This window comes from Microvirga pudoricolor (assembly GCF_016892705.1).
GTDB lineage: Bacteria > Pseudomonadota > Alphaproteobacteria > Rhizobiales > Beijerinckiaceae > Microvirga > Microvirga pudoricolor.
The window spans coordinates 1,391,427-1,414,962 of sequence record NZ_JAFEMB010000001.1 but is presented as its reverse complement, the minus strand read 5'-3'; the positions used below and the strand labels follow the sequence as shown (position 1 = coordinate 1,414,962).

General features: G+C 66.8%; 24 protein-coding genes. 13 read left to right on the top strand and 11 right to left on the bottom strand.

The window, feature by feature from the left end; all coding sequences use genetic code 11:
* Position 1: 1 nt before the first annotated feature.
* The 3 genes from ILT42_RS06495 to ILT42_RS06485 are packed head-to-tail and all read right to left on the bottom strand — an operon-like array spanning position 2 to position 2,772.
* Positions 2-856 carry an ABC transporter ATP-binding protein gene (locus ILT42_RS06495; protein WP_204214619.1) on the bottom strand — a complete coding sequence of 285 codons (855 nt, stop codon included), beginning with the start codon at positions 854-856 and terminating at the stop codon, positions 2-4.
* A gap of 14 nt (positions 857-870) precedes the next feature.
* A complete protein-coding gene (locus ILT42_RS06490; RefSeq protein ID WP_204214618.1) occupies positions 871-1,851 on the bottom strand; it encodes an ABC transporter substrate-binding protein in 981 nt (326 codons plus the stop codon).
* Between the two features lie 60 nt (positions 1,852-1,911).
* Entirely contained in the window at positions 1,912-2,772 is an 861-nt protein-coding gene (locus ILT42_RS06485) for an ABC transporter permease (protein WP_204214617.1), read from the bottom strand.
* Between the two features lie 71 nt (positions 2,773-2,843).
* Between ILT42_RS06485 and ILT42_RS06480 the strand changes: the two genes are divergently transcribed.
* The 4 genes from ILT42_RS06480 to ILT42_RS06465 are packed head-to-tail and all read left to right on the top strand — an operon-like array spanning position 2,844 to position 6,346.
* Positions 2,844-3,668: an SDR family NAD(P)-dependent oxidoreductase gene (locus ILT42_RS06480; RefSeq protein WP_204214616.1), complete on the top strand. Its 825-nt coding sequence runs from the start codon at positions 2,844-2,846 to the stop codon at positions 3,666-3,668.
* A 2-nt stretch (positions 3,669-3,670) separates the two neighbouring features.
* A complete protein-coding gene (gene nanR, locus ILT42_RS06475) occupies positions 3,671-4,381 on the top strand; it encodes a transcriptional regulator NanR (protein ID WP_204214615.1) in 711 nt (236 codons plus the stop codon).
* Between the two features lie 21 nt (positions 4,382-4,402).
* Positions 4,403-5,329, top strand: coding sequence for an N-acetylneuraminate lyase (locus ILT42_RS06470; RefSeq protein WP_204214614.1), 927 nt, complete (start codon positions 4,403-4,405; stop codon positions 5,327-5,329).
* A 27-nt stretch (positions 5,330-5,356) separates the two neighbouring features.
* Positions 5,357-6,346 (top strand): ketopantoate reductase family protein, encoded by a 990-nt coding sequence (locus tag ILT42_RS06465; protein ID WP_204214613.1) that lies wholly within the window; start codon positions 5,357-5,359, stop codon positions 6,344-6,346.
* Positions 6,347-6,355: 9 nt separating this feature from the next.
* Here the strand turns inward: ILT42_RS06465 and ILT42_RS06460 are convergent, their stop codons facing one another.
* From ILT42_RS06460 to ILT42_RS06440, 5 genes are read right to left on the bottom strand one after another with little or no spacing between them, the layout of a single operon-like run.
* A complete protein-coding gene (locus ILT42_RS06460; RefSeq protein WP_204214612.1) occupies positions 6,356-7,798 on the bottom strand; it encodes a M81 family metallopeptidase in 1,443 nt (480 codons plus the stop codon).
* On the bottom strand, positions 7,795-8,328 hold the full coding sequence (locus ILT42_RS06455) for a TRAP transporter small permease (RefSeq protein WP_204214611.1): 534 nt from the start codon (positions 8,326-8,328) through the stop codon (positions 7,795-7,797). Before ILT42_RS06455 ends, ILT42_RS06460 begins: the two co-directional genes overlap by 4 nt.
* A 4-nt stretch (positions 8,329-8,332) precedes the next feature.
* Positions 8,333-9,310 (bottom strand): TRAP transporter substrate-binding protein, encoded by a 978-nt coding sequence (locus ILT42_RS06450; protein ID WP_204214610.1) that lies wholly within the window; start codon positions 9,308-9,310, stop codon positions 8,333-8,335.
* Positions 9,311-9,328: 18 nt separating this feature from the next.
* Entirely contained in the window at positions 9,329-10,615 is a 1,287-nt protein-coding gene (locus tag ILT42_RS06445) for a TRAP transporter large permease (RefSeq protein ID WP_204214609.1), read from the bottom strand.
* Positions 10,612-11,748 (bottom strand): NAD(P)/FAD-dependent oxidoreductase, encoded by a 1,137-nt coding sequence (locus tag ILT42_RS06440; RefSeq protein WP_204214608.1) that lies wholly within the window; start codon positions 11,746-11,748, stop codon positions 10,612-10,614. Before ILT42_RS06440 ends, ILT42_RS06445 begins: the two co-directional genes overlap by 4 nt.
* Before the next feature lie 101 nt (positions 11,749-11,849).
* Between ILT42_RS06440 and ILT42_RS06435 the strand changes: the two genes are divergently transcribed.
* Positions 11,850-12,428: a helix-turn-helix domain-containing protein gene (locus tag ILT42_RS06435; RefSeq protein WP_204214607.1), complete on the top strand. Its 579-nt coding sequence runs from the start codon at positions 11,850-11,852 to the stop codon at positions 12,426-12,428.
* Between the two features lie 49 nt (positions 12,429-12,477).
* Here the strand turns inward: ILT42_RS06435 and ILT42_RS06430 are convergent, their stop codons facing one another.
* The 3 genes from ILT42_RS06430 to ILT42_RS06420 form a co-directional block, all read right to left on the bottom strand.
* On the bottom strand, positions 12,478-12,822 hold the full coding sequence (locus tag ILT42_RS06430) for a hypothetical protein (protein WP_204214606.1): 345 nt from the start codon (positions 12,820-12,822) through the stop codon (positions 12,478-12,480).
* A 101-nt stretch (positions 12,823-12,923) separates the two neighbouring features.
* Positions 12,924-14,066 (bottom strand): serine hydrolase domain-containing protein, encoded by a 1,143-nt coding sequence (locus ILT42_RS06425; protein WP_204214605.1) that lies wholly within the window; start codon positions 14,064-14,066, stop codon positions 12,924-12,926.
* A gap of 104 nt (positions 14,067-14,170) precedes the next feature.
* Positions 14,171-15,706, bottom strand: a complete 1,536-nt coding sequence (locus ILT42_RS06420) for a putative bifunctional diguanylate cyclase/phosphodiesterase (protein WP_204214604.1) — start codon at positions 15,704-15,706, stop codon at positions 14,171-14,173.
* 273 nt (positions 15,707-15,979) lie between these two features.
* On the opposite strand from ILT42_RS06420, the gene ILT42_RS06415 reads away from it, so the two are divergent.
* The 8 genes from ILT42_RS06415 (at position 15,980) to ILT42_RS06380 (ending at position 23,518) form a co-directional block, all read left to right on the top strand.
* The gene (locus ILT42_RS06415) at positions 15,980-16,192 is read left to right on the top strand and encodes a hypothetical protein (protein ID WP_204214603.1); all 213 of its coding nucleotides are present in this window, start codon (positions 15,980-15,982) and stop codon (positions 16,190-16,192) included.
* A gap of 143 nt (positions 16,193-16,335) precedes the next feature.
* Positions 16,336-17,298, top strand: a complete 963-nt coding sequence (locus ILT42_RS06410; protein ID WP_204214602.1) for a DMT family transporter — start codon at positions 16,336-16,338, stop codon at positions 17,296-17,298.
* Between the two features lie 166 nt (positions 17,299-17,464).
* On the top strand, positions 17,465-18,421 hold the full coding sequence (locus ILT42_RS06405; RefSeq protein ID WP_204214601.1) for a sugar-binding transcriptional regulator: 957 nt from the start codon (positions 17,465-17,467) through the stop codon (positions 18,419-18,421).
* A 174-nt stretch (positions 18,422-18,595) separates the two neighbouring features.
* On the top strand, positions 18,596-19,906 hold the full coding sequence (locus tag ILT42_RS06400) for an ABC transporter substrate-binding protein (RefSeq protein WP_204214600.1): 1,311 nt from the start codon (positions 18,596-18,598) through the stop codon (positions 19,904-19,906).
* Between the two features lie 103 nt (positions 19,907-20,009).
* Entirely contained in the window at positions 20,010-20,882 is an 873-nt protein-coding gene (locus ILT42_RS06395; protein ID WP_204214599.1) for a carbohydrate ABC transporter permease, read from the top strand.
* A 2-nt stretch (positions 20,883-20,884) separates the two neighbouring features.
* The gene (locus ILT42_RS06390; RefSeq protein ID WP_204214598.1) at positions 20,885-21,715 is read left to right on the top strand and encodes a carbohydrate ABC transporter permease; all 831 of its coding nucleotides are present in this window, start codon (positions 20,885-20,887) and stop codon (positions 21,713-21,715) included.
* 19 nt (positions 21,716-21,734) lie between these two features.
* Positions 21,735-22,751, top strand: coding sequence for an ABC transporter ATP-binding protein (locus ILT42_RS06385; RefSeq protein WP_204214597.1), 1,017 nt, complete (start codon positions 21,735-21,737; stop codon positions 22,749-22,751).
* Positions 22,748-23,518, top strand: coding sequence for an L-iditol 2-dehydrogenase (locus tag ILT42_RS06380; protein ID WP_204214596.1), 771 nt, complete (start codon positions 22,748-22,750; stop codon positions 23,516-23,518). Before ILT42_RS06385 ends, ILT42_RS06380 begins: the two co-directional genes overlap by 4 nt.
* The last annotated feature ends 18 nt before the right edge of the window (positions 23,519-23,536 follow it).

The window sequence follows — 23,536 nt, the reverse complement described above, 5'->3', positions numbered from 1 at the left end:
GCTAGGCTCCCGGCCTGTGAATCGCCGCGAAGGGCTGGCCGCGCTTGAGAACGCCCCGCTCCAGGAAGATGCGCGTGATGGCCTCTTCGGCTTCCTTGAAGGCGGAGGCCTTGCGGCCTTCGAGTCCGCGGGGGCGGGGCAGGTCGATGTCGATGATCCGGTCGATGAGGCCGGGCCTCGGCGACATGATCACGACGCGGTCGGACAAGAGAACCGCCTCGTCGATGGAATGCGTGATGAACAGGACGGTCTTGCCCGTGGACAGCCAGAGCTCCTCCAGATCCACGCGCACCTGCTCGCGGGTCAAGGCGTCGAGGGCGCCGAGCGGTTCGTCCATGAGCAGGAGCGAGGGATCGTGCACCAGCGCCCGCGCGATGGAGGCGCGCTGCTGCATGCCGCCCGAGAGCTGGCGCGGGTAGGCGCCCTCGAACCCGGACAGGCCGACGGCGGCCAGAAGGTCCCGGGCCCGCTGCTCGTAGGCGCGCGGATCGAGGCCGCGCAGCTCCGGCTGGATCAGCACGTTCTCCAGGGCGTTGCGCCATTCCAGCAGCACGGGCTTCTGGAACACGATGCCCACATCCGTGATCGGCTGCGTGACGGTCTTGCCGCCGATCTCGATGCTGCCGGACGTGACGGGCATCAGGCCGGCGATGAGGCGCAGCAAGGTGGACTTGCCGCAGCCCGACGGGCCCACGATGGAGACGAACTCCCCCTCACGGATCGTGAGGGAGATGTCGCGCAGCGCTTCCGTGCGGGTCTCGTCCGTCGTGAAGACCTTGGAGACGTTCTTCACGGCGATTTCGCGCCCGCCGCCGGCTTTCTGGATTCCGGCGGCGCTCGTGGATCCCGGCTCCATCGTGACTCCCGCGGTCATTGCGGCTGCAGGTCGTTGGTGTAGAAGGCGCTGAGCGGCGCGTCCGTCTTGATCCCGCGATAATCCTTCTGCACCTGCAGGGTCATCTGCCAGTCCTTCTCGGCGCCGAAGCCGAGGGGCTTGTCCTTGTTGTTCTCGGAGCGCAGGGCGCCGATCACGTCGGTCAATTGCTTGCGGAAGGCTTCCTTGGAGCCCGTCGGCTTGACGGCGAGGCACGCCTCCACCACCGCGTCGGGGTTCTTGATCGCCTCTTCCCAGGCCTTGCGGGTGACGGCCAGGAAGCGCTTCACGAGGTCGGGATTCTTCTGGATCAGGTCCGTGGTCGTGGCCACCGAGGAGGAGATCGTGTTGACGCCCAGTTCCGGGTAGGTGACGGCGTGGTACTTGAAGCCGCGCGCCTCGAGGTCCGGCACCCCGTCGAGGCCGATCAGGATCGCGTCGACCTGGCCGCTCATCAGGGTGGCGTATTGCGCCGCCGGATCGACGGTGAGGATCTTCACGTCGCCGGGCGACATCTTGTTGGCGGCGAGCACGGCCTGGAACATCTGGAGCGCTCCGCTGCCCGCGAGCGTCACGTATTGCTTGCCCTTCAGGTCGGCGGCGGACTTGATCGGCTTGTCGGCGGCCGACACCACCGCCAGCAGGCTCTTGTTGATCAGGCTGTAGACGGATTGGATCGGCAGGCCGCGGGAGACGCCCGCGATCACCACCGCCGGATCGACGAGGCCGAAGGTATCGGTGCCGGCGGCCACGAGCTGGGCCGTGTCGGCGGAGCCGCGCCCTTCGCCGATCTCCCGGATCTCGATCCCGGCTTCCTTGAACCAGCCCTTGTCGCGGGCCATGTGCCAGGGGCAGTGCCAGCCGTTCAGGATCGTATTGAGGCGCAGGCTCACCGTATCGGCGGCCTGGGCGGCGGGCTGGAAGGCGAAGACGCCGATGCCGAGTGCAAGGGCGAGCGCGGTCTTGGATGACTTCATGGTTTCCTCCGGGGAGACGACGCCTCTTGGCGGGCGCTTCGGATTGATAAAGGGGTTGTGTTACGCCCCCATGGCGGCAGGGTCCCGTTGGGAGGCATGCCAGGGGATGGTGATGCGTTCGATGGCTTCGACGGCGTAGTAGACGACGATGCCCACGAAGCTGATCACGAAGACGCCCGCGAAGACCATGGGCGTGTCGAGCTCGCCGCGCCATTCGAGGAGCAGGTAGCCGAGGCCCCGGTCGGACGCGATGAACTCCGCCACCACCGCGCCCGTGGAGGCCAGCGCGACGCCGACCTTCAGGCCGGTGAAGATCTGCGGCAGGGCTTGGGGCAACTTGATCTTGCGGAACATGGACCAGCGTGACGCGCCCGTGGAGCGGGCGAGGTCCATGATGTCCGGATCGACGGCCCGGAAGCCCGCCACCGCGCTGAGCGTGATCGGGAAGAAGGCCAGCAGGAAGACCAGCATGGTCTTGGGCGTGTAGCCGAAGCCGAACCACACGATGAAGAGCGGCGCGATGGCGATCTTCGGGATCACCTGGAACACCAGCATGATCGGCTCCACCGTATCCTCGACCACGCGGGATGAGACGATCAGGAGCGCCAGGGGGATCGAGACCACGATGGCGATGAGATAGCCGCCGAGCATCACCGTGGTGGTGATCCAGGTGGCCGCGAGCGTGCGCTGCCATTGTCCCAGGAAGGCCGTGAGCACCTGGGACGGCGGCGGCAGCAGGTAATCCGGGATGTTGAGCGCCCGGGGCGCGATCTCCCAGGCGGCCAGCAGAATGAACAGGGTCAGCAGAACCAATTGCCGCCGCTTCAGCATCGCCACGAAGCGCGCGCCGGCCCCCGCGCGCTTGACGTGAGGTCGAGACGACGCGGCCGGGGATTGTGCCTGGGCTTGCGAAACTTCCATCATCCGTCCCTGCTTGATTTTGGTATAACACCTTGACGGCATGACACTGTCAAGGCCACATTCAGGGGGAAATGAACACGCAACTTCATGGCGAGATCGCCGCTCTCTTCGACCTGTCCGGTTCCGTCGCCGTGGTGACGGGAGGCGCCAGCAAGCTCGGTCTCGATGCGGCCTCCGTGTTGGCGGCGGCGGGCGCCGACGTGGCGGTGACCTCCAGGGATGCCCGGAAAGCTCAGGATTCCGCTCGTCAGATCGAAGAGCGCTACGGCGTGAAGGCCTTGGGCCTTGCCCTCGACCATACGGAGATCGCGTCGGTCACGGCCGCGGCCGAGGCGGTGACGGACTGGTCGGACGGGCGTGTTGATATTCTCGTGAACAACGGGGGCGGGGGCTCCGGCCATAGCAAGGCGCGCCTGTTCGAGCGCGATCCCGCCGATATCGACAGCCTCATCCGCGCCAACCTGATCGGGCCGATCTATTGCTGCCGGGAATTCGGGAAGCGCATGGCGGAGCGGGGCAGCGGCCGGATCATCAACATCGCGTCCATCGCGGCCCATGTGGGGCGCGACCGCTCGGTCTACGACCGCAACGGCCTCAAGGGCCAACCCGTGGATTACGCGGCCTCCAAGGCCGGGATCCTCGGCCTGACCCGGGACCTCGCCGCCTATCTGGCGCCCCAGGGGGTGCGGGTGAACGCCATCTCGCCGGGCGGGTTCGAGCGCTCCGACATGCCCGAAGGGTTCGTGGCCGATTACAGCCGGCTCACCGCGCTGGGACGCATGGGCCGGGACGGGATTGACCTGAAGGGCGCCATCCTGTTCCTGGCCTCCGACGCATCGAACTATGTAACGGGCCAGGAGATCATCGTGGACGGCGGCTTTACCATTTGGAGATGACGGTGGGGGACAGCATGAAGCTCGGCCCGATCCAGCGGCGAAAGCTCTCCGATGAGATCGTCGAGCGCCTGACGGCGGCGATCCGCGACGGCACGTACCCGGCGGGCTCGTTCCTGCCCTCGGAGCGGGACCTGATGCACCTGTTCGGGGTCGGACGCCCGTCGATCCGCGAGGCCCTCTACGCGCTCCAGCGCATCGGGCTCGTCCGCCTCACGAGCGGCGAGCGTCCCCGTGTGACGGAGCCGAGCCCCAAGCAGGTGCTCCGGGAACTCGACAGCACGGTGCGCCATTGGCTGGAGCACCAGGACGCGGTCGGGCATTTCGAGCAGGTGCGCCTGTTTCTCGAGACCGGGCTGGTGCGCCATGCCTGCGCCCATGCCAGCGACGAGCAGATCGCGCATCTCGAGAGCGCCCTGCGCCAGAACGAAGCCGCCATCGGGGACGAGACGGCGTTCGCGCTCACCGATGTGGCCTTCCACCGGGTCATCGCCGAAATCCCCGCCAATCCGATCTTCACGGCCATGCACGATGCGGCGGTGGAGTGGATCATCGGCCAGCGCCCGCCGCTGGCGGACGCCGAAACCCACAACCGGCAAAGCTATGCCGGGCACCTCGCCGTGTACCAAGCCATCCGCGACCGGGACGGCGAGCGCGCGGCGGACGCCATGAGCCGCCATCTCGAACAAGCCTACAGCCGCTACGCCCGACACTGAAACGACCCCCAGGAGCCTCCCGTGAGCCAGACAGCCGAACCGAAATTCGCCGGAATCCTTTCGGCCCTCGTGACCCCCTACCGCGAGGACGGCCGCTTCAATCCCGACGTGGTGCCGCAACTCGTCGATTTCGAGCTCGGCCAGGGCATCGACGGCTTCTATGTGGGCGGCAGCACGGGCGAGGCCTTCATCCAGACCCGCGAGGAGCGCGCCGAGATCCTCAAGGCTGTGGCACAGGCCGTGAAGGGCCGTGGCACCCTCATCGCCCATGTGGGGGCCATCGGGACGGACGACACCATCGGTCTCGGGCGTGCCGCCGCCGAGGCGGGCTACGATGCCGTCTCGGCGATCCCGCCCTTCTATTACGATTTCTCGGCCGAGGAGCTCGTGGCCCATTACAAGGCGCTCGCATCCGCCGTGCCCCTGCCGCTGATCGTCTACAATTTCGGCGGACGCACCGGAAAGCTCGGGCACACCGATCTGCTGCGGCTTCTCGACGACCCCCGCATCATCGGCGTGAAGCACACCTCCCAGGATCTGTTCCAGCTCGAGCGGTTCAAGCGCCACCGGCCGGACGCCACGATCTATAACGGCTATGACGAGATGTGCCTGGGCGGGCTCGCCATGGGGGCGGACGGGGCCATCGGCACGACCTACAACTTCATGGGCTCGCTGTTCGTCGACCTCTACAAGGCCTTCAAGGAAGGCCGCATCGCCGATGCGCATGCTCTTCAGGTGCGGGCCAACATCATCATCGACCTCCTGATCGAGATCGGCGTCTTCCCGGCCACCAAGGGCTTCCTGAAGCTCATGGGGGTCGATTGCGGCGGCTGCCGCCCGCCGTTCCGAAATCTTGCGCCGGGAGACCTGTCAAAGATCGAGGCGGCGATCCATACTCACCTGAAGCCGGAAAAGACCGAGGCAGCCCCGTTGGCGCGGGCCGTCTGAGGCGGTCGGAGGTCTTCAGGGGGAGCTATGCGGTTCATCATTTACGGTGTCGGTGCCATCGGGGGCACCGTGGCGGCGGCCCTGTCGCTGTCCGGCCAGGAGGTCATTGGGATCGCGCGCGGCGCCCAGCTCGATGCCATCCGGGAGAACGGTCTTCTGCTGCGCACGCCGGGAAAGACCGCCAGAGCCCGGTTCCCCTGCGTGTCGGACCCCGGCGAGATCACCTTCCGGCCGGACGACGCCATCCTTCTGACCATGAAGACCCAGGACACGAATCCCGCCCTGGAGCGCCTGCGCGCGGCGGGCGTGGTTGAGCAGCCGATCTTCTGCATGCAGAACGGCGTGGCCAATGAGCGCTTCGCGCTGCGCCGCTTTGCGAACGTTCACGGCGTCACGGTCATCATGCCGGCCGACTTTTCGACGCCGGGCGAGGTGAGCGCGTTCTCGACGCCCCGGCACGGGGTGTTCGACATCGGGCGCTATCCCGAGGGCCGGGACGACCACGACGATCGTCTGGCCCGTGCCCTCGAGGGAGCCAACGTGGCGGCCTTCGTGACGCCCCAGGTCATGCAGAGCAAGTACGGCAAGCTGATCCTGAACCTCAACAACATCCTGGAGGCGACGCTCGGGCTCGAGGCCGACACCACCCGGTTCGCAGGCCTCCTCCGGGCGGAAGCCGAGGCCGCGCTCAGGGCCGCCGGCATCGCATGGCGCGGCGTCGGAGCGGCCGACCCGCGTCACGAAGCGCTCATGCGTCCCCAGCCGATCGAGGGCGTCAGCCGGGCCGGCAACTCGTCGGCTCAAAGCCTCAGCCGGGGGACCGGCTCCATCGAAACGGACTACCTGAACGGGGAGATCGTTCTGCTCGGCCGGCTCCATGGCGTACCGACCCCGGCCAATGCGTCTTTCGTGGAACTCAGCGCCCGCATGGTGCGCGAACGGCTCAAGCCGGGCGCCATCGGGGGAGCCGAAATCGACGCCGCCCTGAAGGCCGCCGGCGTGCCCATCGCGGCCTGAGACGTCGGCCTAACGGTCGATGGGCCAGAGCGGACGTGGGATGTTCCTGTAAGGGATCTTCTGAAAGTCCGGCATGATGGCGCCGGGGGGAGCCGCATAGATGACCTGATGGGCGATCGGCGAGAAGGCCGCGTGAAAATGCTGGCTGGATTTGACCACGATGAGACGCTGGGCCAGAAGATTGGTCCCCAGGGACGTGAACAGATCCTGGCCCATGGCCTGAACCCGGCGGCTCGTCAGGATGATCTCGATTCCCTCCGCCCGGATGCGCGCCGCGTCGCCCATCTCGACCCTGGACGACCCGAAGCTCTGGCGCGCATCCCGCCGCAGCGAGAGGATCTCCACATCCAGGTCCAGAGGATCGCCCGACATCGGGCTCGTCTTGCCGCCGATGCGCAGGGGCATGCGGGCCCCTTCCCCGGCTTCGAAACACAGGCGCACGGCCATCGGATCGTAGAAGGGACCGAGCGCCGCATGAACGATGCGGCGCTCGAGAAGGATTCGCAGCAGGAAGGTCGCGTCCCCGGGAGCGCCTCCACCGGGGTTGTCCGAAACGTCGGCGACCACCACGGGCCCCGACCTGGCCTTGGAGGCGGCGTCCACCGCGGCTTCCGCCGAGAGATAGCGGGGCATGGCGGCCTCGCGTAAGGCGATCAGCTCCCGGCCCAGGATCTCGGCCAGTGTCATGCCCCACCGGGCTTCGCCGTCCGTGATGACCATGATCTTGGTGCCGAAATCGGCAACGTCGCCCCAGGGGAATCCATGGATCACGGAGATCGACAGGACGTGGTCGTGGCCCTCGAGGGCCTTGAGATGGTCGATGAAGCTGCGGATCGGTTCGCGCGACGTGTGGAAGATCCCGATCATCCGGCAATCGTAAACGCTGATGACGGGCCTGATCCGCCCCGCCGCCGCCGCCGCGCAGAGGTCGACGAGCTCCAGGCCGCGCTCGCGGAAATCCGTGTGCGGATACTCCTTGTAGCAAACCAGGACGGTGGCATGGGACACCATCCGGTCGGACAGGTGGCAATGAGGATCGAGCTCGGCCCCGACGGGAACCCCCGGCCCCACGATGCCGCGAACCCGCTCCAGGAGATCGCCCTCGCAATCGTCGTAGCCGTCCGCCACCATGGCGCCGTGCAGTCCCAGCACGACCATGTCGACCGGCAGGGCGGCCGTGAGATCGGCCAAGAGCTCGTCGCGCAGGGCCTCATAGGTCTTTCGGGTCGTCGGCCCACCCGGCTGCGCGGAGGCGCACAAGCCCGGCACGACGGTCCCGCCTTCGCGGGCGGCGCGAAGGCGGGCCGCCCAAAGGGGGGCCGTGAACAGGGTCGCTTCCTCGGGGGCGGCGCCCCTCCGGAAGAGCTCCCCCTCCTCGAAACTCGCCCACCCGGTGGGAAGGGGCGAGAACGTGTTGGTTTCCGTGGCCAGGGTCGCGGCAAAGACCCTCACAACGGCTCCTCACCGCTGCCGCGGATCGTCCATTCACGCGCGAGCCCCTGCGATAGGAGATGGATGAAGATCACCGTGATGGCCACCGGGAGGGCCAGGGTGAATCCGATCAGCGGGATCCCCAGGCTCTCGGTGCTGCGAACGGCCGTGCGGGCGAGAAAGCCCCGCGCCGGATCCATGCCGGGTCCGAAGACCGACACGTACCAGACGGGTCCCAGGAACAGGCCGACCGCTCCGGCCCGAAGGGCGAAGCCGAGACCCTGCCAAGGTCCGGACGAGAACAGGGCGCGGCTGGTCAGGGTCGGATCGGCGCCCCGCCGGAAGGCCAGGGTCGTGCCCAGAAAGCCGGACCACACCATGGCGTATCGCGCTCCCTCCTCGGTCCAGCCCGGCGGGTCGGACAGGCCGTAGCGCGCCACCACCTGGATCGCGATCAACGCCACCATGAGGACGAGGCACGCCATCGCGGCATCCCGGCAGATCCGGTCGAGCGCTCCCGAGAGGGCGACGATCTGACGTCCCAGGCCCATCGGCTCAGCGTCCCTTTTCGGCGGCGTCGATATAGGGTTGGATCTCGGCCTGGTTCAGAACGGCCGTCCAGGCCGGCCGCGACAGGTCGCGGAAGCGCGCGCGGCTCTCGGGCGCCAAGCGGGTGATGGAGACGCCCGCCTTTTCCAGCTGCGCGAGGGCGGCCGTGTCGCTGGGGCCGACCCAGGCGCGGTTCGCGGCCAGGGCCTTGACGGCCGCGTCGTCGACGATTCCCCGATCCTTGTCGGAGAGACCCTTGTACCAATCCTCGGCGATCATCGCGACCCGCAGGGAGGGCGTGACCTTCGCGTCGGTGTAGAATTTCAGGATGTCGGCATGGCCGAACATGAACGGCACGAAGGGGGCGTTGACGTAGCCGTGGGCCGTGCCGGTCTGGAAGGCGGTCGCGACCTCCGGCATGGTGATCACGACGCCGTTGCCGCCCCAGGCCTGAAACAGCTTGAGCTGGTTCTCGTCGAGGGCCCGCATGCGAAGGTCCTTGAGGTCCTCGGGCTTGGCGATAGGGTGCTTCACGTTGAACAGTCCGTTGCCGCCGCCCGTCGCCACCAGGGCGATGATGCGGACGCCCTTCTTGGACAGGCTTGCGTTGATGCGGCTCATGAGGTCGCTTCTCGCGACGCTGCGGTCCAGATGGTCGAGGGAGTCGAACAGATACGGCGCCATGAAGGCGGAGACGGACTTCTCCAGCTGCGCGGCGCGGGCCAGGTCCGCCATGTTCACCTCGAGCAGGCCTTGCGCCGTCTGGTCCAGGCGCTCGGCCTCGCCGCCGATGGACCCGACCGGCATTTCCCTGGCGGAGAGGCCGTTGGCCTTCAGGTGCTCGGCGAAGGCGTGGGCGAACACGTAAGAGCCGCACTTCGCCGGGTCGGGCGGGCAGTCCAGAGCGATGCGGATCTCGGTCGCGTGGGCGTTCCAACCCAGCACCAGGCCGGCCAGGATCGCGAGGGTCTTCAGGGGTCGCATGGCATTCCTCCGGTTCGGTCAGTCGATGAAGCCCATGGAGCGCGGCAGAAAAAGCGAGAGTTCCGGCACGAGCACGAGGACGAACAGCAGCACGGTCAGGATGACGGCAAACGGCGTGACGGCCTTGTTGAGCTGCCAATAGTCGCCCTTGGTGATCGACGACACGATGAGCAGGACGCCGCCGAAGGGAGGCGTGATCATGCCGATGGTCAGGTTCAGGCAGAGCACGAGGCCGAGATGGACCGGATCGGTGCCGAGCTTCACGGCCAGGGGCGCGAGCAGCGGCACGAGCAGCGGCAGGGCGATCGGCGGATCGAGCATAATGCCCGCGACCACGAAGATGACGTTGATGAGGAGAAGGTACTCGATCTGGCCGAGTCCGAGGCCCGTGACGGCCTCGGCCAGTCCGGTCAGCCAGCCTTCGTGGCCCACGAGCCAACCGAAGGCCGCGATGGAGCAGAGCACCATGAAGATGGTGCCCGTGAGCACCACCGTATGCTCCAGGCTCTCGCGCAAGGTCCGGCCGTTGAGGCCTCCGTAATAGGCGCCCACGGCGATGGAGGCCAACACGGCGAGCGCTCCGGCCTCGGTGGGGGTCACCACCCCCACCACGATGCCGCCGACGATGATGACCGGCAGCGACAGGGACGGCAGGGCATGCCGCAAGGCGGGCCAGAAGGCCGGAACGTCGTCCGTGCGTCCGCCGGGATGACCGTCCCGCCGCGCGTAATAGGCATTCGCTCCGAAGAGCGTGGCCGCCATGAGGATTCCGGGCACGATCCCGGCGATGAACAGCGCCGCCACCGAAGTCTGCATCAGGGCCGCGTAGAAGATCATGATGATGCTGGGCGGGATGATCGGGCCGATCATGGCGGCCGCGGAGGTGAGCGCCCCCGCGTAAGGGACCGGATAGCCCCGGTCGCGCATGGCCGGAACGAGCGTGTTGGACAGGGCTGCCGCATCGGCGACGGCGGAGCCGGAGATGCCGGACAGGAAGAGCGACGTCATGATGTTGACGTAGCCGAGGCCGCCTTTCAGCCGTCCCAGGATCGCCATGGAGAGGTCGATCATGGCGCGGGTGATGCCCGCCTTGTTCATGATTTCGCCGGTGAGGATGAAAAGCGGCATCGCCATCAGGTCGAAGACGTCGACCTGGCTGAACAGCCGCTGGGGCAGGATGGCCAGGAACCGGCCATTGTCCGTGGCCAGGAAGGCCAGCACCGTGGCGGCCCCGACCGTGTAGGCCACGGCCGCTCCCGACGCCATGAGAGCGAGGGCCGCAAGGGTGACGAAGAGGGCGCTCATGCGACGGCCTCGCGCCCGAGCCGGGCGGGCGACAGGGCCGCCGGCTCGATGCCGTGACGGGCCAGATCGTCCGGCACCGGCTCCCCGCGGACGAGAGCGGCGCAGAGGCGCGCCATGGCGGGCGCGGTCTGGATGCCGTAGCCTCCCTGTCCGGCGAGCCAGTAGAATCCGGGCGCGCGGCCGTCGAAGCCGTTCACCGGGATCCTGTCGGCCACGAAACTGCGCAGGCCCGCCCAGCGACGTCCGATCCGCGCGACCTTCAGGGTCGTGGCGGCCTCGATGCGGTCGACCGCGAGCGCGATGTCGAGCTCCTCGGGCTGGACGTCCTGGGCCGCCACGGGGTCCTCGTTGGCCGGCGAGCCGAGGAGAAGGCCGGCCTCCGGCTTGAAGTAAAAGGTCTCGTCGATGTCGATCACGGCGGGCCAGCCCTCGGTGCCCGCGCCGGTATCGCCCGAGAAGATGAAGGCGCTGCGCCGCTTCGGCACGAGGCCGATGGGCCGGATGCCGGCGAGGCGAGCGACGGCGTCGGCCCACGCCCCGGCCGCGTTGACGACGATCGGCGCCTGAAACGGTCCGGCCGACGTTGCGACGGTCCAGAGATCGCCCCGGTGCCGGAGAGCCAGGACCTCGGCGCCGAGAGCCAGCTTTCCGCCCCGCCGCCCGAAACCCCTGAGATAGCCCCGGTGCACGGCATCGACGTCGATGTCCTGCGCGCGGGGCTCGAGCACCCCTCCGGTGATCACGCCGGGATCGAGCACGGGAACGAGGGCGCGGGCCTGCGCTCCCGTCAGCCGCTCGACGGTGCCGAAGGGCGCATTCTCGGCATAGGCGGCCTGAAGCCGGTCCCGCTGATCGTCGCGCCCGATGAGGAGAATCGGCCGGGGGGTCATCAGCGGCGTTGCCGCGAAGCCGCCCGGCGGCGCGGTCAGGAATGCCTTGCTGGCGGCCGTGAGGGCCCGCACCGGAGCGCTGCCGTAGGTCTCGGCGAAAAGAGCCGCCGAGCGGCCCGTCGCATGGTAACCGGGCTGCATCTCCCGTTCGACGAGCAGGACCCGGCGATCCCCCGCGATCTCGTATGCCGCCGATGCACCCGCGATGCCGGAACCGACCACGATGCAATCGAACCGCTGCATGAGACGCCTTTCAAACGAGATAACGTGTCGTTTTCGTATCAGAAAACTTCTGCCTTGCAAAGTGTTGTGTTATCTCATGACGAACAGGGGAGGCAAAGACCGTGACGACGTATCGTCTGACGCTGGGGCGGCGGCTGAAGCAGCTCAGGAAAGAGAACGGCTGGACCCTCGCCGAGACCGCCGAGCGGACGGGTTTGGCCATCTCGACGATCTCGAAGGTCGAGCGGGGGCAGATGTCCCTGACCTACGACCGCTTCGTGCCTCTGGCCCAAAGCCTGGGCCTGGATGTGGGGGCCCTGTTCACGGGCGAGAGCCGCTCGTTCGGGCCCGATGCCCTCATGGTGACGCGCAGGGGCGACGCGGAGCGATATGACTCGCCCACCTACGTCTACGAGATGCTGGCAGCCGGCCTTTCCAACAAGCAGATGACCCCCATGCTCGGTCGCGTGACGGCCCGCAGCTTCGCGGAGTTCGAAGGGTACATCCGCCACGCGGGCGAGGAATTCCTGATCGTCACGAAGGGGGCCCTGCGCGTTCACATGGACGGACGCTCCCCGGTGGACTTGGACCAGGGTGACAGCCTGTATTTCAACAGCGGCGTCGGGCACGCCTACACATCCACGAGCCCCGAGGAGGCCGAAATCCTCGTCGTGTGCTGGCAGGACAGGAACAAGCCCTGAGGGCCGGGGAGACGCCCGGCGCCCCCGCCAGCGCCGGTTCAGGGCGTCCTCATTCGGGCCAGCACCGGCGCAGGCCCCGGCCGAGGCGGTAGCCGGGCGGGCATTCGAGCACCGGAGGCGGCGCGTAGACGTATTGCGGCTCGCGCGGCGGCGGCACGAAGCCCGGCGGGATCTCCTCGGCGGGCGCCCATCCGTTAGGCCAGCAGCGCCGCCCGCCCCAGCCGAGGTGGTAGCCCGGGCCGCAGACGAAATCGACCGTGGTCGCCAGGGGGTCCTTCGCCAGGGGGCTCGAGGGATCGACGCGGGAGGCCCCCGCCAGGGGGATGGCCGAGGCCGCCGTTCCGATGAGAGCGAAAAGGCCGGCGGCCCCCATGAGCGTCAAACATCTCCGCATCGTGAAACTTCCCTCTTGGATGATAGTCCTACCGTAGCGTCATGTGCGTCGCTCTGACAACCGATCAGCCCAGTTGGCACCGACGATTTTCGACAGCCCGCTCAGCGGATCTGCCGGGAGAGCTCGACGCCCAGGCGCGGGATCCCGCTCTGGGGCTTGCTCGCCGCGATGAAGACCGCCAAGTCCTTGCCCGGATTGATGACGATCACGCTGTTGAAGCCGTCGGTGCCCCCCACTTTCAGAAAGACGGGGCGCTGTCCCGCCTCCGGATCCCCCGCATTCTCGATCCAGGCCATGCCCTGGCCGAAAACCTGTCCGGACGGCTGATAGATGGGCTGCATCGCCTCCTTGAGCGCTTCGCTCAGGCGGGCTGGCACAGGGGCATCGTTGACGGTCTCATGTCCCAAGGCGGCCTCGCCGAAAGCGAGCATATCGGCGGCCGTCGACCGGAGCGCTCCCGCCGGGTACCACGCAAAGACGGGCCAGGCCATGACGGGGTTTCCGTCCGGCCCGAACCCTTGCGCCACGCGCGCGCGCTCCGCTTCGGGCACGGTTACGCTCGTGCTCGTCATCCGCAGGGGCGCCGTGATGCGCGCGCGCACCAAACCCTCCCAGGGCTCGCCGAGCTGGCGCGCCACGAGATAGCCGAGCAGCCCGATACTGGCATTGGAGTAGCGATACGCGGCGGGCTGGCCGCAGTTTTCGGTGTCCTCGGGCGTCCACCGCGTCACCCAGTTCAGGAAGTCCTCGCTCGTGTAGGTGTCGATCCCCCGGCGGGCCAGCTGCCGAGGCGCGTTGCCGGGCAGCTCCGGCATGCCGGAGGTGAAGTCGGCGAGCTGGAGGGGCGTGATCTGCCCCGTGCAGGGATGGAGCGGCCTGTCGGGCAGGTAGGACTGGATCGGGGCGTCGGCCTGCATGCGGCCTTCCCGCACGGCTTCGGCGAAGAGCGCTGTCGTGAAGACCTTGGTGATGGAGCCGATCTCCACGATGGTGTTCCGGTCGTATGGCGCCCCGCCTGGGCCGCCATAGGCATAATAGCTGCGCTGACCGCGCCAGCTGACGCCGACAATCACGCCAGGTATCGCCTCGGCGCCAACCGCAGACCCCACGATTCGGTCGACGAGGGGCCGCAAACGGGCGGCCGGATCTTCCTGAGCCATCGCGGGCGCCGTCAGGAGCACGGACGCGGCGAGAGCGGCTCGCGCGGCGTGGCGGAGACGGGAGGCGGGATTGTTCGAATGCATGAGGGTTCAGCCGTGAGAGTTGCCGGAACGACGCTACCCATGCTTGAGCGGTTGGGATAGCGGCGCTTGCGTTCAAAAGCCCATTCGGGCGCGGTGCGCCAGCCTTAAGCCACAGGACCGGCCATCAGGAGCGCCTGCGCCTGTGCGACGCTCAAGGGGCGGCTCAGAACGTCGCCCTGCACCTGCTGGATCCCGGACTGAAGCATGGGCGCTCGCAAGGAAGGGTCGGCCATCCCCGCCGCGCTGACGGTGAGGCCGAGGCCGTGCCCCAGGCCCGCGAGAGCCGAAATGATCCGGGCGCTGTCCTCCTGGTTCATCGTCTCCGTGAAGCTGCGATCGATCTTGATCTTATCCAGCTTGAACTCCTTCACGTGATACAGGCTCGAATATCCGGTGCCGAAATTGTCGAGCGCGATCTTGACGCCCGCCTCGCGAAGGGCGCCGAACACGGCTTTGGCGGCCTCGAGGTCGCGCACGATGGCGCTCTCGGTGATCTCCACCTCGAGACGGCTCGGCGCCAGCCCGGTTCCGTCCAGGATGCGCAGGATGCGCTCGGTGAGGCTTCGGTCCTTGATCTGGCTCGGAAAGATGTCGATGGACAGGATCACATGATCCGGCCAGCTCACGGCGGCCTCGCACGATTCCCGCAGGAGGCGCTCGGCCATGCCGTGGATCAGTCCGGTCTCCTCTGCGATGGGAATGAAGCGCTCCGGCGGGATTTCGCCCTCGTTCTCGCCCAGCCACCGCGGTGTGACCTCGAAGCCGACGATCTCCCGGGTCCGCAGGTCGAAGGAGGGCTGGAAGAACGGGCGGATCGCGTTGGCGGCCAGCGCCGTTCGAAGCTTCCGCTCGATCTCCTCCCGCTCCCGAACCAGCCGGTCCATGTCCTCTTCGAAGAACCGCAGCGCGGAGCGCTTTTCCGCCTTCGCGCGATAGAGGGCGACGTCGGCCTTGCGCAGGGCTTCCGCCGTCGTCTGGGCGTCGCCCGGGATCAGGGCGATGCCGATGCCGGTGCCGATCTCGTGGCGGATGGTTCCCGTCGCGATCGGCTCGCTCAGCCCCTGGATGACACGCAGCGCAATGCTGGTCGCGGCCTCCGGGCCGATCAGGTGCTGGGCCAGGATGGCGAACTCGTCGCCGCCGAGACGGGCCACGAGGTCGCCTTCGCGCACCGCCGCCAGGAGGCGCTGGGCCACGACGATCAGAACCTCGTCGCCGATGCCGTGGCCGTGAACGTCGTTGACCTGCTTGAAGCCGTTGAGGTCGAGCAGAAACAGCGCGTGGGCTCCTCCGGCGCCGGGGGGCGAACCGACGGCTTGCGCAAGAGCCTCCTCGAACTGACGGCGATTGGCCAGGCCCGTGAGCGGGTCCTGGTAGGCGAGCTCGCGGGAATGCTGCTCGGCCCGGATGCGCCGCTGCGTCTCCCGCTTCTGTTCCATGTACCGGCGGATGGCGAAGCCGAGCAGGCCTATGGCCAGGAGGCCGCCGAGGAGCAGAGCCTCGTCCAGCTCGATGGTTTCCTCCTGCAGGGTCGCGGCGCCCTCGCTCACGAAAAGATCGACCTCGAAAGTGAGGAACGCCACGACGGCGATGAAGGCGGCGAGAAGCCCGAGATCCTGAAAGCTCGTCCGCTGCCTCATGGCAAGTGCCCACAGGCGGTGACCGGTTGCTGATGAGGAGAGGGTCATGTTCGGAATACTCGGGAACGGTCGATGGCCGGACGGGGGTCCAGGCCGGTGGTCTTGATCGAGGGTCTTGGCCCGACTCGTCGCGCGGTCAAACATTTTGCACGCCGCGCGAGTCCGTCTACACTGGTCCAAGATGCCGCTGGAGGATCGGGGACGAAAACCCAATCGGCTCCGGGGCGGCCGTCCGGTGGTAGCACAACTCCGTGGGATTGGGGGACACAAACCGTGAGCGATCAAGAGGCCATGATCATCTGCCGGGCGCTGGGCTTCTCATGGGAGAGCCTGGGCGAAAAGGATGGCGACGGTCAGCCGTCCCGCGAAAGCTTCCGCAAGGCTGTTGCGGCCTTGGACAGGCATCGCGCCGAGACCCAGGAGAAGGGCAAGGCCCACATGCTGTCGGAATTGTCGGACCTCGCCCATCTCGGCGGAGGAGACTGACGCCGAGGCGCCCTCCCGGCCGCAGGGCCTGGCATGCACCGCCAGTGATATGTCGGCCCGTCCGGGCGAGTGAAGCGCCCCTGTGACTCCGCTCGACAGGGCGGCACAGGGGACTATGCTGGCGGCAGGATCGGAGGAGCCCCATGCAGTCGTTCCCGATGGCCCCGAACAGTGCCGCGCCGGCGGCCTCCGCGCCGCCTGCGACCGCCTACGCCACGGCCGTCCTCTGCTGGCTTCTCTCGGCCGGCGTCTACATCGCGGCCAAATGGGCGGGCCCCGAGATGCCGCCCTGGGCTCTCTGCTTCTGGCGGCTGGCGCTGGCCTGCGCCATCCTGCTGCCGATCGTGCATCGCCATCATGGAGACATGCTGGCGCTCCTCCGGTCCCGGGCCGTGGAGGTGATCCTGATCGGCGCCATCGGCCTGACGCTCTGCCAGGGCATGATCTATACGGGCCTCAAATACACCGACGCGACCACGGCCGGGATCATCATGGCGCTGTCACCGGTCATGACGATGGTGCTGGCGCGCATCGTGCTGGGTGAGCCGCTCGGCCTCTGGAAAGCTCTCGGGGCCGTGCTGGCGCTGGTCGGCATGGCGGTCATCGTGGCGCGGGGCGACCTGGGCGCCCTGCTGCGGCTGCAGCTCAGCGTCGGTGAGCTGTGGATCGTCGGCAGCGCACTGTGCTGGGGGCTCTACACGGTTCTCCTGCGGCGGGCGAAGTTCGGCATCGAGCTGCTCCCCCTCGTTGTCCTGTTGCTGGGAGCGGGCGCGCTGGCCGCTCTTCCGTTCTACCTGGGAGAGCTCTACGCGGGCCAGCGTTCGGCCCTGCATGCGGACGGGATCTGGGCTCTGGCCTACGTGGCGGGGCCGGGCGGCGCGCTGATGTATTACCTGTACAATCGCAGCGTCGAGACCCTCGGGGCGGGCCGCGCCAGCATGCTGCTCTACCTGCAGACCGTGTTCGTCGCGATCCTGGCCTATCTGATCCTCGGCGAAAGCCTCCACGACTATGACATGACGGGAGCGGCCTTCATCGTGGCCGGGCTGGTCCTCGCCAACGCGATCAAGCCGCGTCGCGCGCCCGAGGCCGCGGCGGCCAAATAGCCGTCCCTGCCGGACCCGCCGCCGCGAGGCGGCGATTTCCGCAGCGTGGCCGGGACGATGTCGTCGTTTTACAGGCCGTGACGGCTGTGCCATTCGTGAGGAAAACCGGCGTCCGGCCATGGCCGACCCGACTTCGAGACCGCACCAGATTTCACGCAGGCGCTTCATGGCATTGTCCGACACAGAACGTTCCAGGCTCGACGATGCCGCCCGGGCGGGCTGGCTGTATTTCATCGCGGGCAACACCCAGGACGAGATCGCCAAGAAGCTGCACGTCTCCCGCGCGACGGCGCAGCGCCTCGTCTCGCTCTCCCTATCAGAGCGTCTGATCACCTTCCGGCTGCATCACCCCATCGCAGCCTGCATGGAGCTGGAATCCCGCCTGAAGGATGCCTACGAACTCCTGCATTGCCAGGTCGTGCCGGCCGATCCGGGATCGAAGAGTCCCGTGGTGGGAGCGGCCGAGGCCGCCGCGGCCTTCCTCGAGGCTCGGCTCCGCAGCCCCAACCCCCTCATCATCGCGCTGGGGACCGGCCGCATGATGAGGGCGGCCGTGGAGCAGATCCCCGCCATGGACCGGGCCGACCATCAACTCGTATCCCTGGTGGGCAACATCTCGCCGGACGGGTCCGCCAGCTTCTTCGACGCCCTGGCCCTGCTGGCCGACCTGACCAAGGCCCGGCACTTCCCCATGCCGCTGCCGGTCTTCCTGTCCTCCGAGAGCGAGCGCGAGAAACTGCTCAGGATCGCTCCCGTCAGCCGGGTGCGGGGCCTTGCCGAGAAGACCGACCTGCGGCTCGTGGGCATCGGCCAGATGGACATGAACGCGCAACTTTTCATCGACGGATTCATCTCGCGGGACGAACTGTTCGAGATGATGCACCTGGGCGCTGTCGGTGAGATTACGGGCTGGGTGTTCGATGCCGAGGGCCGCATCGTCGAGGGCGGCTCCAACGCCCGCCTGACCAGCATCCCGATTCGAAGATCGCCCCAGAGCCTGGACGTCGGCGTTGCGATCGGCGACGCCAAGGTGTCTTCGATTCGCGCCGCCCTCAGGGGGAAGCTGATCAACGGCCTGATCACCAACGAGACGACCGCACAGGCTCTCCTGAAGGGCACGTAGCCCCGGATCGCTTCGACTTTAGTCGCTGCCACGCGCCGAGCCGCCAGGGAGGTTTCTCCTTTGGCGTCAAACTGTTGCGCTGCAAAAACGAATCCGCGTTGACAGGTCTTTCGGGCTAAGTGAGCATATGTGCATTGTGAGAGCATATGCTCATCACAGGCCTGGGAGGAAAGAATGAAACGTTTCTTGGGCGCCCTTCTGGGCGCCGCCTCGCTGATGAGCGTCAGCCAAGCTCTTGCGGAAACGCTCACCATCGCCACCGTCAATAACGGCGACATGGTCCGCATGCAGGCTCTGACCGACGAGTTCACCAAGAAGAATCCCGACATCACCGTGAAATGGGTGACCCTCGAGGAGAACGTGCTGCGCCAGCGCGTGACCACCGACATCGCCACCAAAGGCGGCCAGTTCGACGTGCTGACCATTGGAACCTATGAGGTTCCGATCTGGGCCAAGCAGAACTGGCTCCTGCCGCTCGCGAATCTGGGGGCCGATTACGACGCCAACGACATCCTGCCGCAGATCCGCGCGGCGGTGAGCGCCGACAACAAACTCTATGCGGCGCCGTTCTACGGCGAGAGCTCCATGACGATGTACCGCAAGGACCTCTTCCAGAAGGCTGGCCTGACCATGCCGGAAAAGCCGACCTGGGACTTTATCGTCGATGCGGCCAAGAAGATCACGGACAAGTCCAAGGACGTCTACGGCATCTGCCTTCGCGGCAAGGCTGGATGGGGCGAGAACATGGCGTTCCTGACGGCCATGTCCAACTCCTTCGGGGCCCGATGGTTCGATGAGAAGTGGCAGCCCCAGTTCAACACGCCCGAGTGGAAGGACACCCTCACCACCTACGTCAACCTCATGAAGGAAGCCGGACCTCCCGGCGCGAGCTCCAACGGATTCAACGAGAACCTCGCCCTGTTCAACGCGGGCAAGTGCGGCATGTGGATCGACGCCACGGTGGCGGCCTCCTTCGTGACGAACCCGAAGGACTCGAAGGTGGCCGACCAGGTCGGCTTCGCCATGGCGCCCAACAAGGGCCTGGGCAAGAACGCCAACTGGCTCTGGGCCTGGAACCTGGCCATCCCGGCGGGTTCGAAGAAGGCTGCGGCGGCCGAGAAGTTTATCGGCTGGGCGACCTCGAAGGATTATCTCCAGCTCGTCGCCTCGAAGGACGGCTGGGCCAATGTCCCGCCCGGAACGCGCACCTCGCTCTACAACAACCCGGAATACCAGAAGGCGGCCCCGTTCGCGAAGCTGACCCTCGAATCCATCAACTCGGCGGACCCGAACCAGCCCACCGTGAAGCCCGTGCCGTACAAGGGCGTGCAATACGCCGCGATCCCCGAGTTCCAGGGAATCGGCACGCAGGTGGGGCAGCAGTTCTCGGCAGCCCTGTCGGGGGCGACCTCCATCGATGCGGCCCTTCAGGCCGCCCAGGCGGCGACGGAGCGCGAGATGAAGCGCGGCGGCTACATCAAATAGGCGAGCCCGATCCGAAGCGCCGACGCCCCAACGAGCGGAGCATCCTTACGCCACCCGGCCATGATCCGGCCGGGTGGCCATCGAGACAAGTGGGAGGAAGGGTATGTCCACGCGCCAAACCCGCGTGCTGGGACGGGTCCTGACGGCGCCCTCGGTTGGGCTGCTCTTCGTCTGGATGATCGTTCCTCTCGCCATGACGATCTATTTCTCGACCCTGCGCTACAATCTCCTCAACCCAGGCACGGAAGACTTCATCGGCCTGGAAAACTATGTCTACTTCCTGACCGATCCGGCCTTTCTGGCGTCCCTGCGAAACACGCTCGTGCTCGTGGGCTCGGTGCTCCTGATCACTGTCGTGCTGGGGACCGGGGTCGCGCTTCTCATCGACCAGCCGATCTTCGGCCGCAACATCGTCAGGCTTCTGGTCATCGCGCCCTTCTTCGTGATGCCGACGGTGAGCGCGCTGGTTTGGAAAAACCTTTTGATGCACCCGGTCTCCGGGCTGTTCGCCTGGATCGCGACGTCGCTCGGACTGCGGCCTATCGACTGGTTCGCCGAGATGCCGCTGTTCTCGATCATCCTGATCGTGTCCTGGCAATGGCTGCCCTTCGCGTCCCTCATTCTCCTTACGGCGCTCCAATCCCTCGACGAGGAGCAGAAGGAGGCGGCCGAGATGGATGGCGCCAAGGCGTTCTCGACCTTCTTCTACATCACCCTGCCGCACCTGGCCCGACCGATCACCGTGGTGATCCTTATCGAGACGATCTTTCTGCTGACCGTATTCGCCGAGATCTTCGTGACCACCGGCGGCGGTCCCGGCCTCCAGACCACCAACATCGCGTTCCTGATCTACTCGCAGGCCCTCATCCAATACGATGTGGGCGGAGCCTCGGCCGGAGGCCTCGTGGCCGTCGTGCTGGCCAACATCGTGGCCATGTTCCTCGTGCGCATGGTCGGCAAGAACCTGGAGACCTGACCATGGCCCGGCGCACCACAACCACTCATGCGGTCGTCAGCACGGGCGCGGCCTGGCTCGTCGGCCTCATCATCTTCTTTCCCATCCTGTGGATGATCCTGGCGAGCTTCAAAACGGAGCTGGAAGCCTTCGCGACGCCGCCGTCCTTCCTGTTCTTCGAATGGACGACGGAGAATTACGGCATCGTCCAGGAACGCAGCGACTACATGCATCACGCGATGAACTCGCTCACGATCGCGGGCGGGTCGGTTCTCATCGCCATGCTGTTCGCCATTCCGGCGGCTTACGCCATGGCCTTCGCGCCGACCGAGCGGACCCGCGGCACCCTGCTCTGGATGCTGTCCACCAAGATGATGCCCCCCGTGGGCGTGCTCGTGCCGATCTATCTGGTGTTCCGGGATCTCGGCCTGCTCGACACCCGCACGGGCCTCATCATCGTGCTGTGCCTGGGGAACCTGCCCATCGTCATCTGGATGCTCTTCACCTATTTCAAGGAAATCCCGAAGGATATCCTCGAAGCCGCCCGCATGGACGGCGCGACGATCCTGAAGGAACTCGCCTTCGTGCTGACCCCCATGGCCGTGCCCGGCATCGCCTCGACGCTGCTGCTCAACTTTATCCTGGCCTGGAACGAAGCCTTCTGGACGCTCAACCTGTCGACGTCCAATGCGGCACCGCTGACGGTCTTCATCGCATCCTATTCGAGCCCGGAAGGGCTGTTCTGGGCCAAGTTGTCGGCGGCTTCCACCCTGGCCATCGCGCCGATCCTGATCTTGGGCTGGTTCAGCCAGAAGCAGCTCGTGCGCGGTCTGACATTCGGCGCGGTCAAGTAACGACGGAAGGGGCATCTCCATGGGCAGCATCACTCTCGACGGCGTCCGCAAGACCTTCGGTTCCGTCAACGTCATCCCGAATGTGAATCTGGAGATCGACGATGGCTCCTTCGTGGTCTTCGTCGGCCCATCGGGCTGCGGCAAGTCCACCCTCTTGCGGCTGATCGCGGGTCTCGAGGACATCTCGGACGGACGCATCCTCATCGACGGTCGCGACGTGACGAATGTGCCGCCCGCCAAGCGCGGCCTGTCCATGGTCTTTCAGTCCTACGCGCTCTATCCCCATATGAGCGTGAGGGGCAATATCGGCTTCGGCCTCAAGATGGCGGGTCTGCCCAAGGCCGAGATCGACCGCAAGGTGGAGGGCGCCGCCTCCATCCTGAACCTGACGCCCTATCTCGACCGCAAGCCGCGCGAACTCTCCGGCGGCCAGCGGCAGCGCGTGGCCATCGGGCGCGCCATCGTGCGCGAGCCGGAGGGCTTCCTGTTCGATGAGCCTCTGTCCAACCTCGATGCGGCGCTTCGGGTCAACATGCGGCTTGAGATCGCCAAACTCCAGAAGGACCTCGCCACGACGGCGGTCTACGTGACCCATGACCAGGTCGAAGCCATGACCATGGCGGACAAGATCGTGGTCCTCAACGCCGGCAATGTGGAGCAGTACGGCACGCCGCTGGAGCTCTACGAGCGCCCCGCGAACCTGTTCGTCGCGGGGTTCATCGGGTCGCCCCGCATGAACTTCATCGGAGGCCGCATCGCAAGCGCTCATGGCGCCGCCACCATCGGCATCCGGCCCGAGCACCTGCGTGTCGCCCGCGAGGAAGGAGGACAAGGCGAGGGCTGGAGCGGCGTCATCAGCGTGGCCGAGCACCTGGGCAGCGACACCTTCCTGTACGTGGATGCGGGAGAGGCCGGGACCCTGACGGCGCGCGTCATCGGAGAATTGGGCCTCAACGAGGGCGGGCGCGTGACCCTTAAGCCCGATCCGGCTCATATCCACCGGTTCGATCAGACCGGAAAGGCGATCCGCCCATGAAGCTTCGAGGCAAGGTCGCGGTCGTCACGGGCGGCGCCGGGGGCATCGGCCGCGCGATCGTGGAGCGCTATGCGCGTGAAGGTGCGACCGTCGCGGTCGCGGACGTGTCGCACGCCGCGGCCCGGAGCGTCGCGCAAGCCGTTGGCGGGGACGCGTTCGCGGTCGAGCTCGATGTCACGGACCAGGCCTCCATCGACGCGATGGTCGAAACGGTCGCCCGGACAACCGCCGGGATCGACATCCTGGTGAACAACGCTGCCGTCTTCGACATGGCGCCGATCCTGGACGTCACCGAGGCAAGCTACGACTTCGTCTTCGGCGTGAACACGAAAGGCCTGTTCTTCACCCTGCAGGCGGTGGCCCGCCACATGGTCGGGCGCGGACAGGGCGGAAAAATCATCAACATCGCATCGCAGGCAGGACGGCGAGGCGAGGCCCTGGTGTCCGTCTACTGTGCCTCGAAGGCGGCCGTGATCAGCCTGACGCAATCGGCCGGCCTCGATCTCATCAGGCACCGCATCAACGTCAACGGAATCGCGCCGGGTGTCGTCGACACTCCCATGTGGAAAGAGGTCGATGCGCTCTTCGCCCGCTACGAGAACCGGCCTATCGGTGAGAAGAAGCGGCTCGTCGGCGAGGCGGTGCCCTACGGCCGCATGGGGCGGCCGGAAGATCATGCCGGAGCCGCGGTTTTCCTGGCTTCTGACGATGCCGAGTACGTTGTCGCCCAGACGCTCAACGTCGATGGCGGCAATTGGATGAGCTGACCTCAAATCACGAGAAAT

Excerpts from the sequence above, each read along its gene's own strand:
- ILT42_RS06495 (WP_204214619.1), bottom strand. The coding sequence starts at position 856 with ATGGAGCCGGGATCCACGAGCGCCGCCGGAATCCAGAAAGCCGGCGGC.
- ILT42_RS06490 (WP_204214618.1), bottom strand. The coding sequence starts at position 1,851 with ATGAAGTCATCCAAGACCGCGCTCGCCCTTGCACTCGGCATCGGCGTC.
- ILT42_RS06485 (WP_204214617.1), bottom strand. The coding sequence starts at position 2,772 with ATGGAAGTTTCGCAAGCCCAGGCACAATCCCCGGCCGCGTCGTCTCGA.
- ILT42_RS06480 (WP_204214616.1), top strand. The coding sequence starts at position 2,844 with ATGAACACGCAACTTCATGGCGAGATCGCCGCTCTCTTCGACCTGTCC.
- ILT42_RS06465 (WP_204214613.1), top strand. The coding sequence starts at position 5,357 with ATGCGGTTCATCATTTACGGTGTCGGTGCCATCGGGGGCACCGTGGCG.
- ILT42_RS06455 (WP_204214611.1), bottom strand. The coding sequence starts at position 8,328 with ATGGGCCTGGGACGTCAGATCGTCGCCCTCTCGGGAGCGCTCGACCGG.
- ILT42_RS06450 (WP_204214610.1), bottom strand. The coding sequence starts at position 9,310 with ATGCGACCCCTGAAGACCCTCGCGATCCTGGCCGGCCTGGTGCTGGGT.
- ILT42_RS06445 (WP_204214609.1), bottom strand. The coding sequence starts at position 10,615 with ATGAGCGCCCTCTTCGTCACCCTTGCGGCCCTCGCTCTCATGGCGTCG.
- ILT42_RS06440 (WP_204214608.1), bottom strand. The coding sequence starts at position 11,748 with ATGCAGCGGTTCGATTGCATCGTGGTCGGTTCCGGCATCGCGGGTGCA.
- ILT42_RS06430 (WP_204214606.1), bottom strand. The coding sequence starts at position 12,822 with ATGCGGAGATGTTTGACGCTCATGGGGGCCGCCGGCCTTTTCGCTCTC.
- ILT42_RS06425 (WP_204214605.1), bottom strand. The coding sequence starts at position 14,066 with ATGCATTCGAACAATCCCGCCTCCCGTCTCCGCCACGCCGCGCGAGCC.
- ILT42_RS06420 (WP_204214604.1), bottom strand. The coding sequence starts at position 15,706 with ATGAGGCAGCGGACGAGCTTTCAGGATCTCGGGCTTCTCGCCGCCTTC.
- ILT42_RS06410 (WP_204214602.1), top strand. The coding sequence starts at position 16,336 with ATGCAGTCGTTCCCGATGGCCCCGAACAGTGCCGCGCCGGCGGCCTCC.
- ILT42_RS06405 (WP_204214601.1), top strand. The coding sequence starts at position 17,465 with ATGGCATTGTCCGACACAGAACGTTCCAGGCTCGACGATGCCGCCCGG.
- ILT42_RS06400 (WP_204214600.1), top strand. The coding sequence starts at position 18,596 with ATGAAACGTTTCTTGGGCGCCCTTCTGGGCGCCGCCTCGCTGATGAGC.
- ILT42_RS06395 (WP_204214599.1), top strand. The coding sequence starts at position 20,010 with ATGTCCACGCGCCAAACCCGCGTGCTGGGACGGGTCCTGACGGCGCCC.
- ILT42_RS06390 (WP_204214598.1), top strand. The coding sequence starts at position 20,885 with ATGGCCCGGCGCACCACAACCACTCATGCGGTCGTCAGCACGGGCGCG.
- ILT42_RS06385 (WP_204214597.1), top strand. The coding sequence starts at position 21,735 with ATGGGCAGCATCACTCTCGACGGCGTCCGCAAGACCTTCGGTTCCGTC.
- ILT42_RS06380 (WP_204214596.1), top strand. The coding sequence starts at position 22,748 with ATGAAGCTTCGAGGCAAGGTCGCGGTCGTCACGGGCGGCGCCGGGGGC.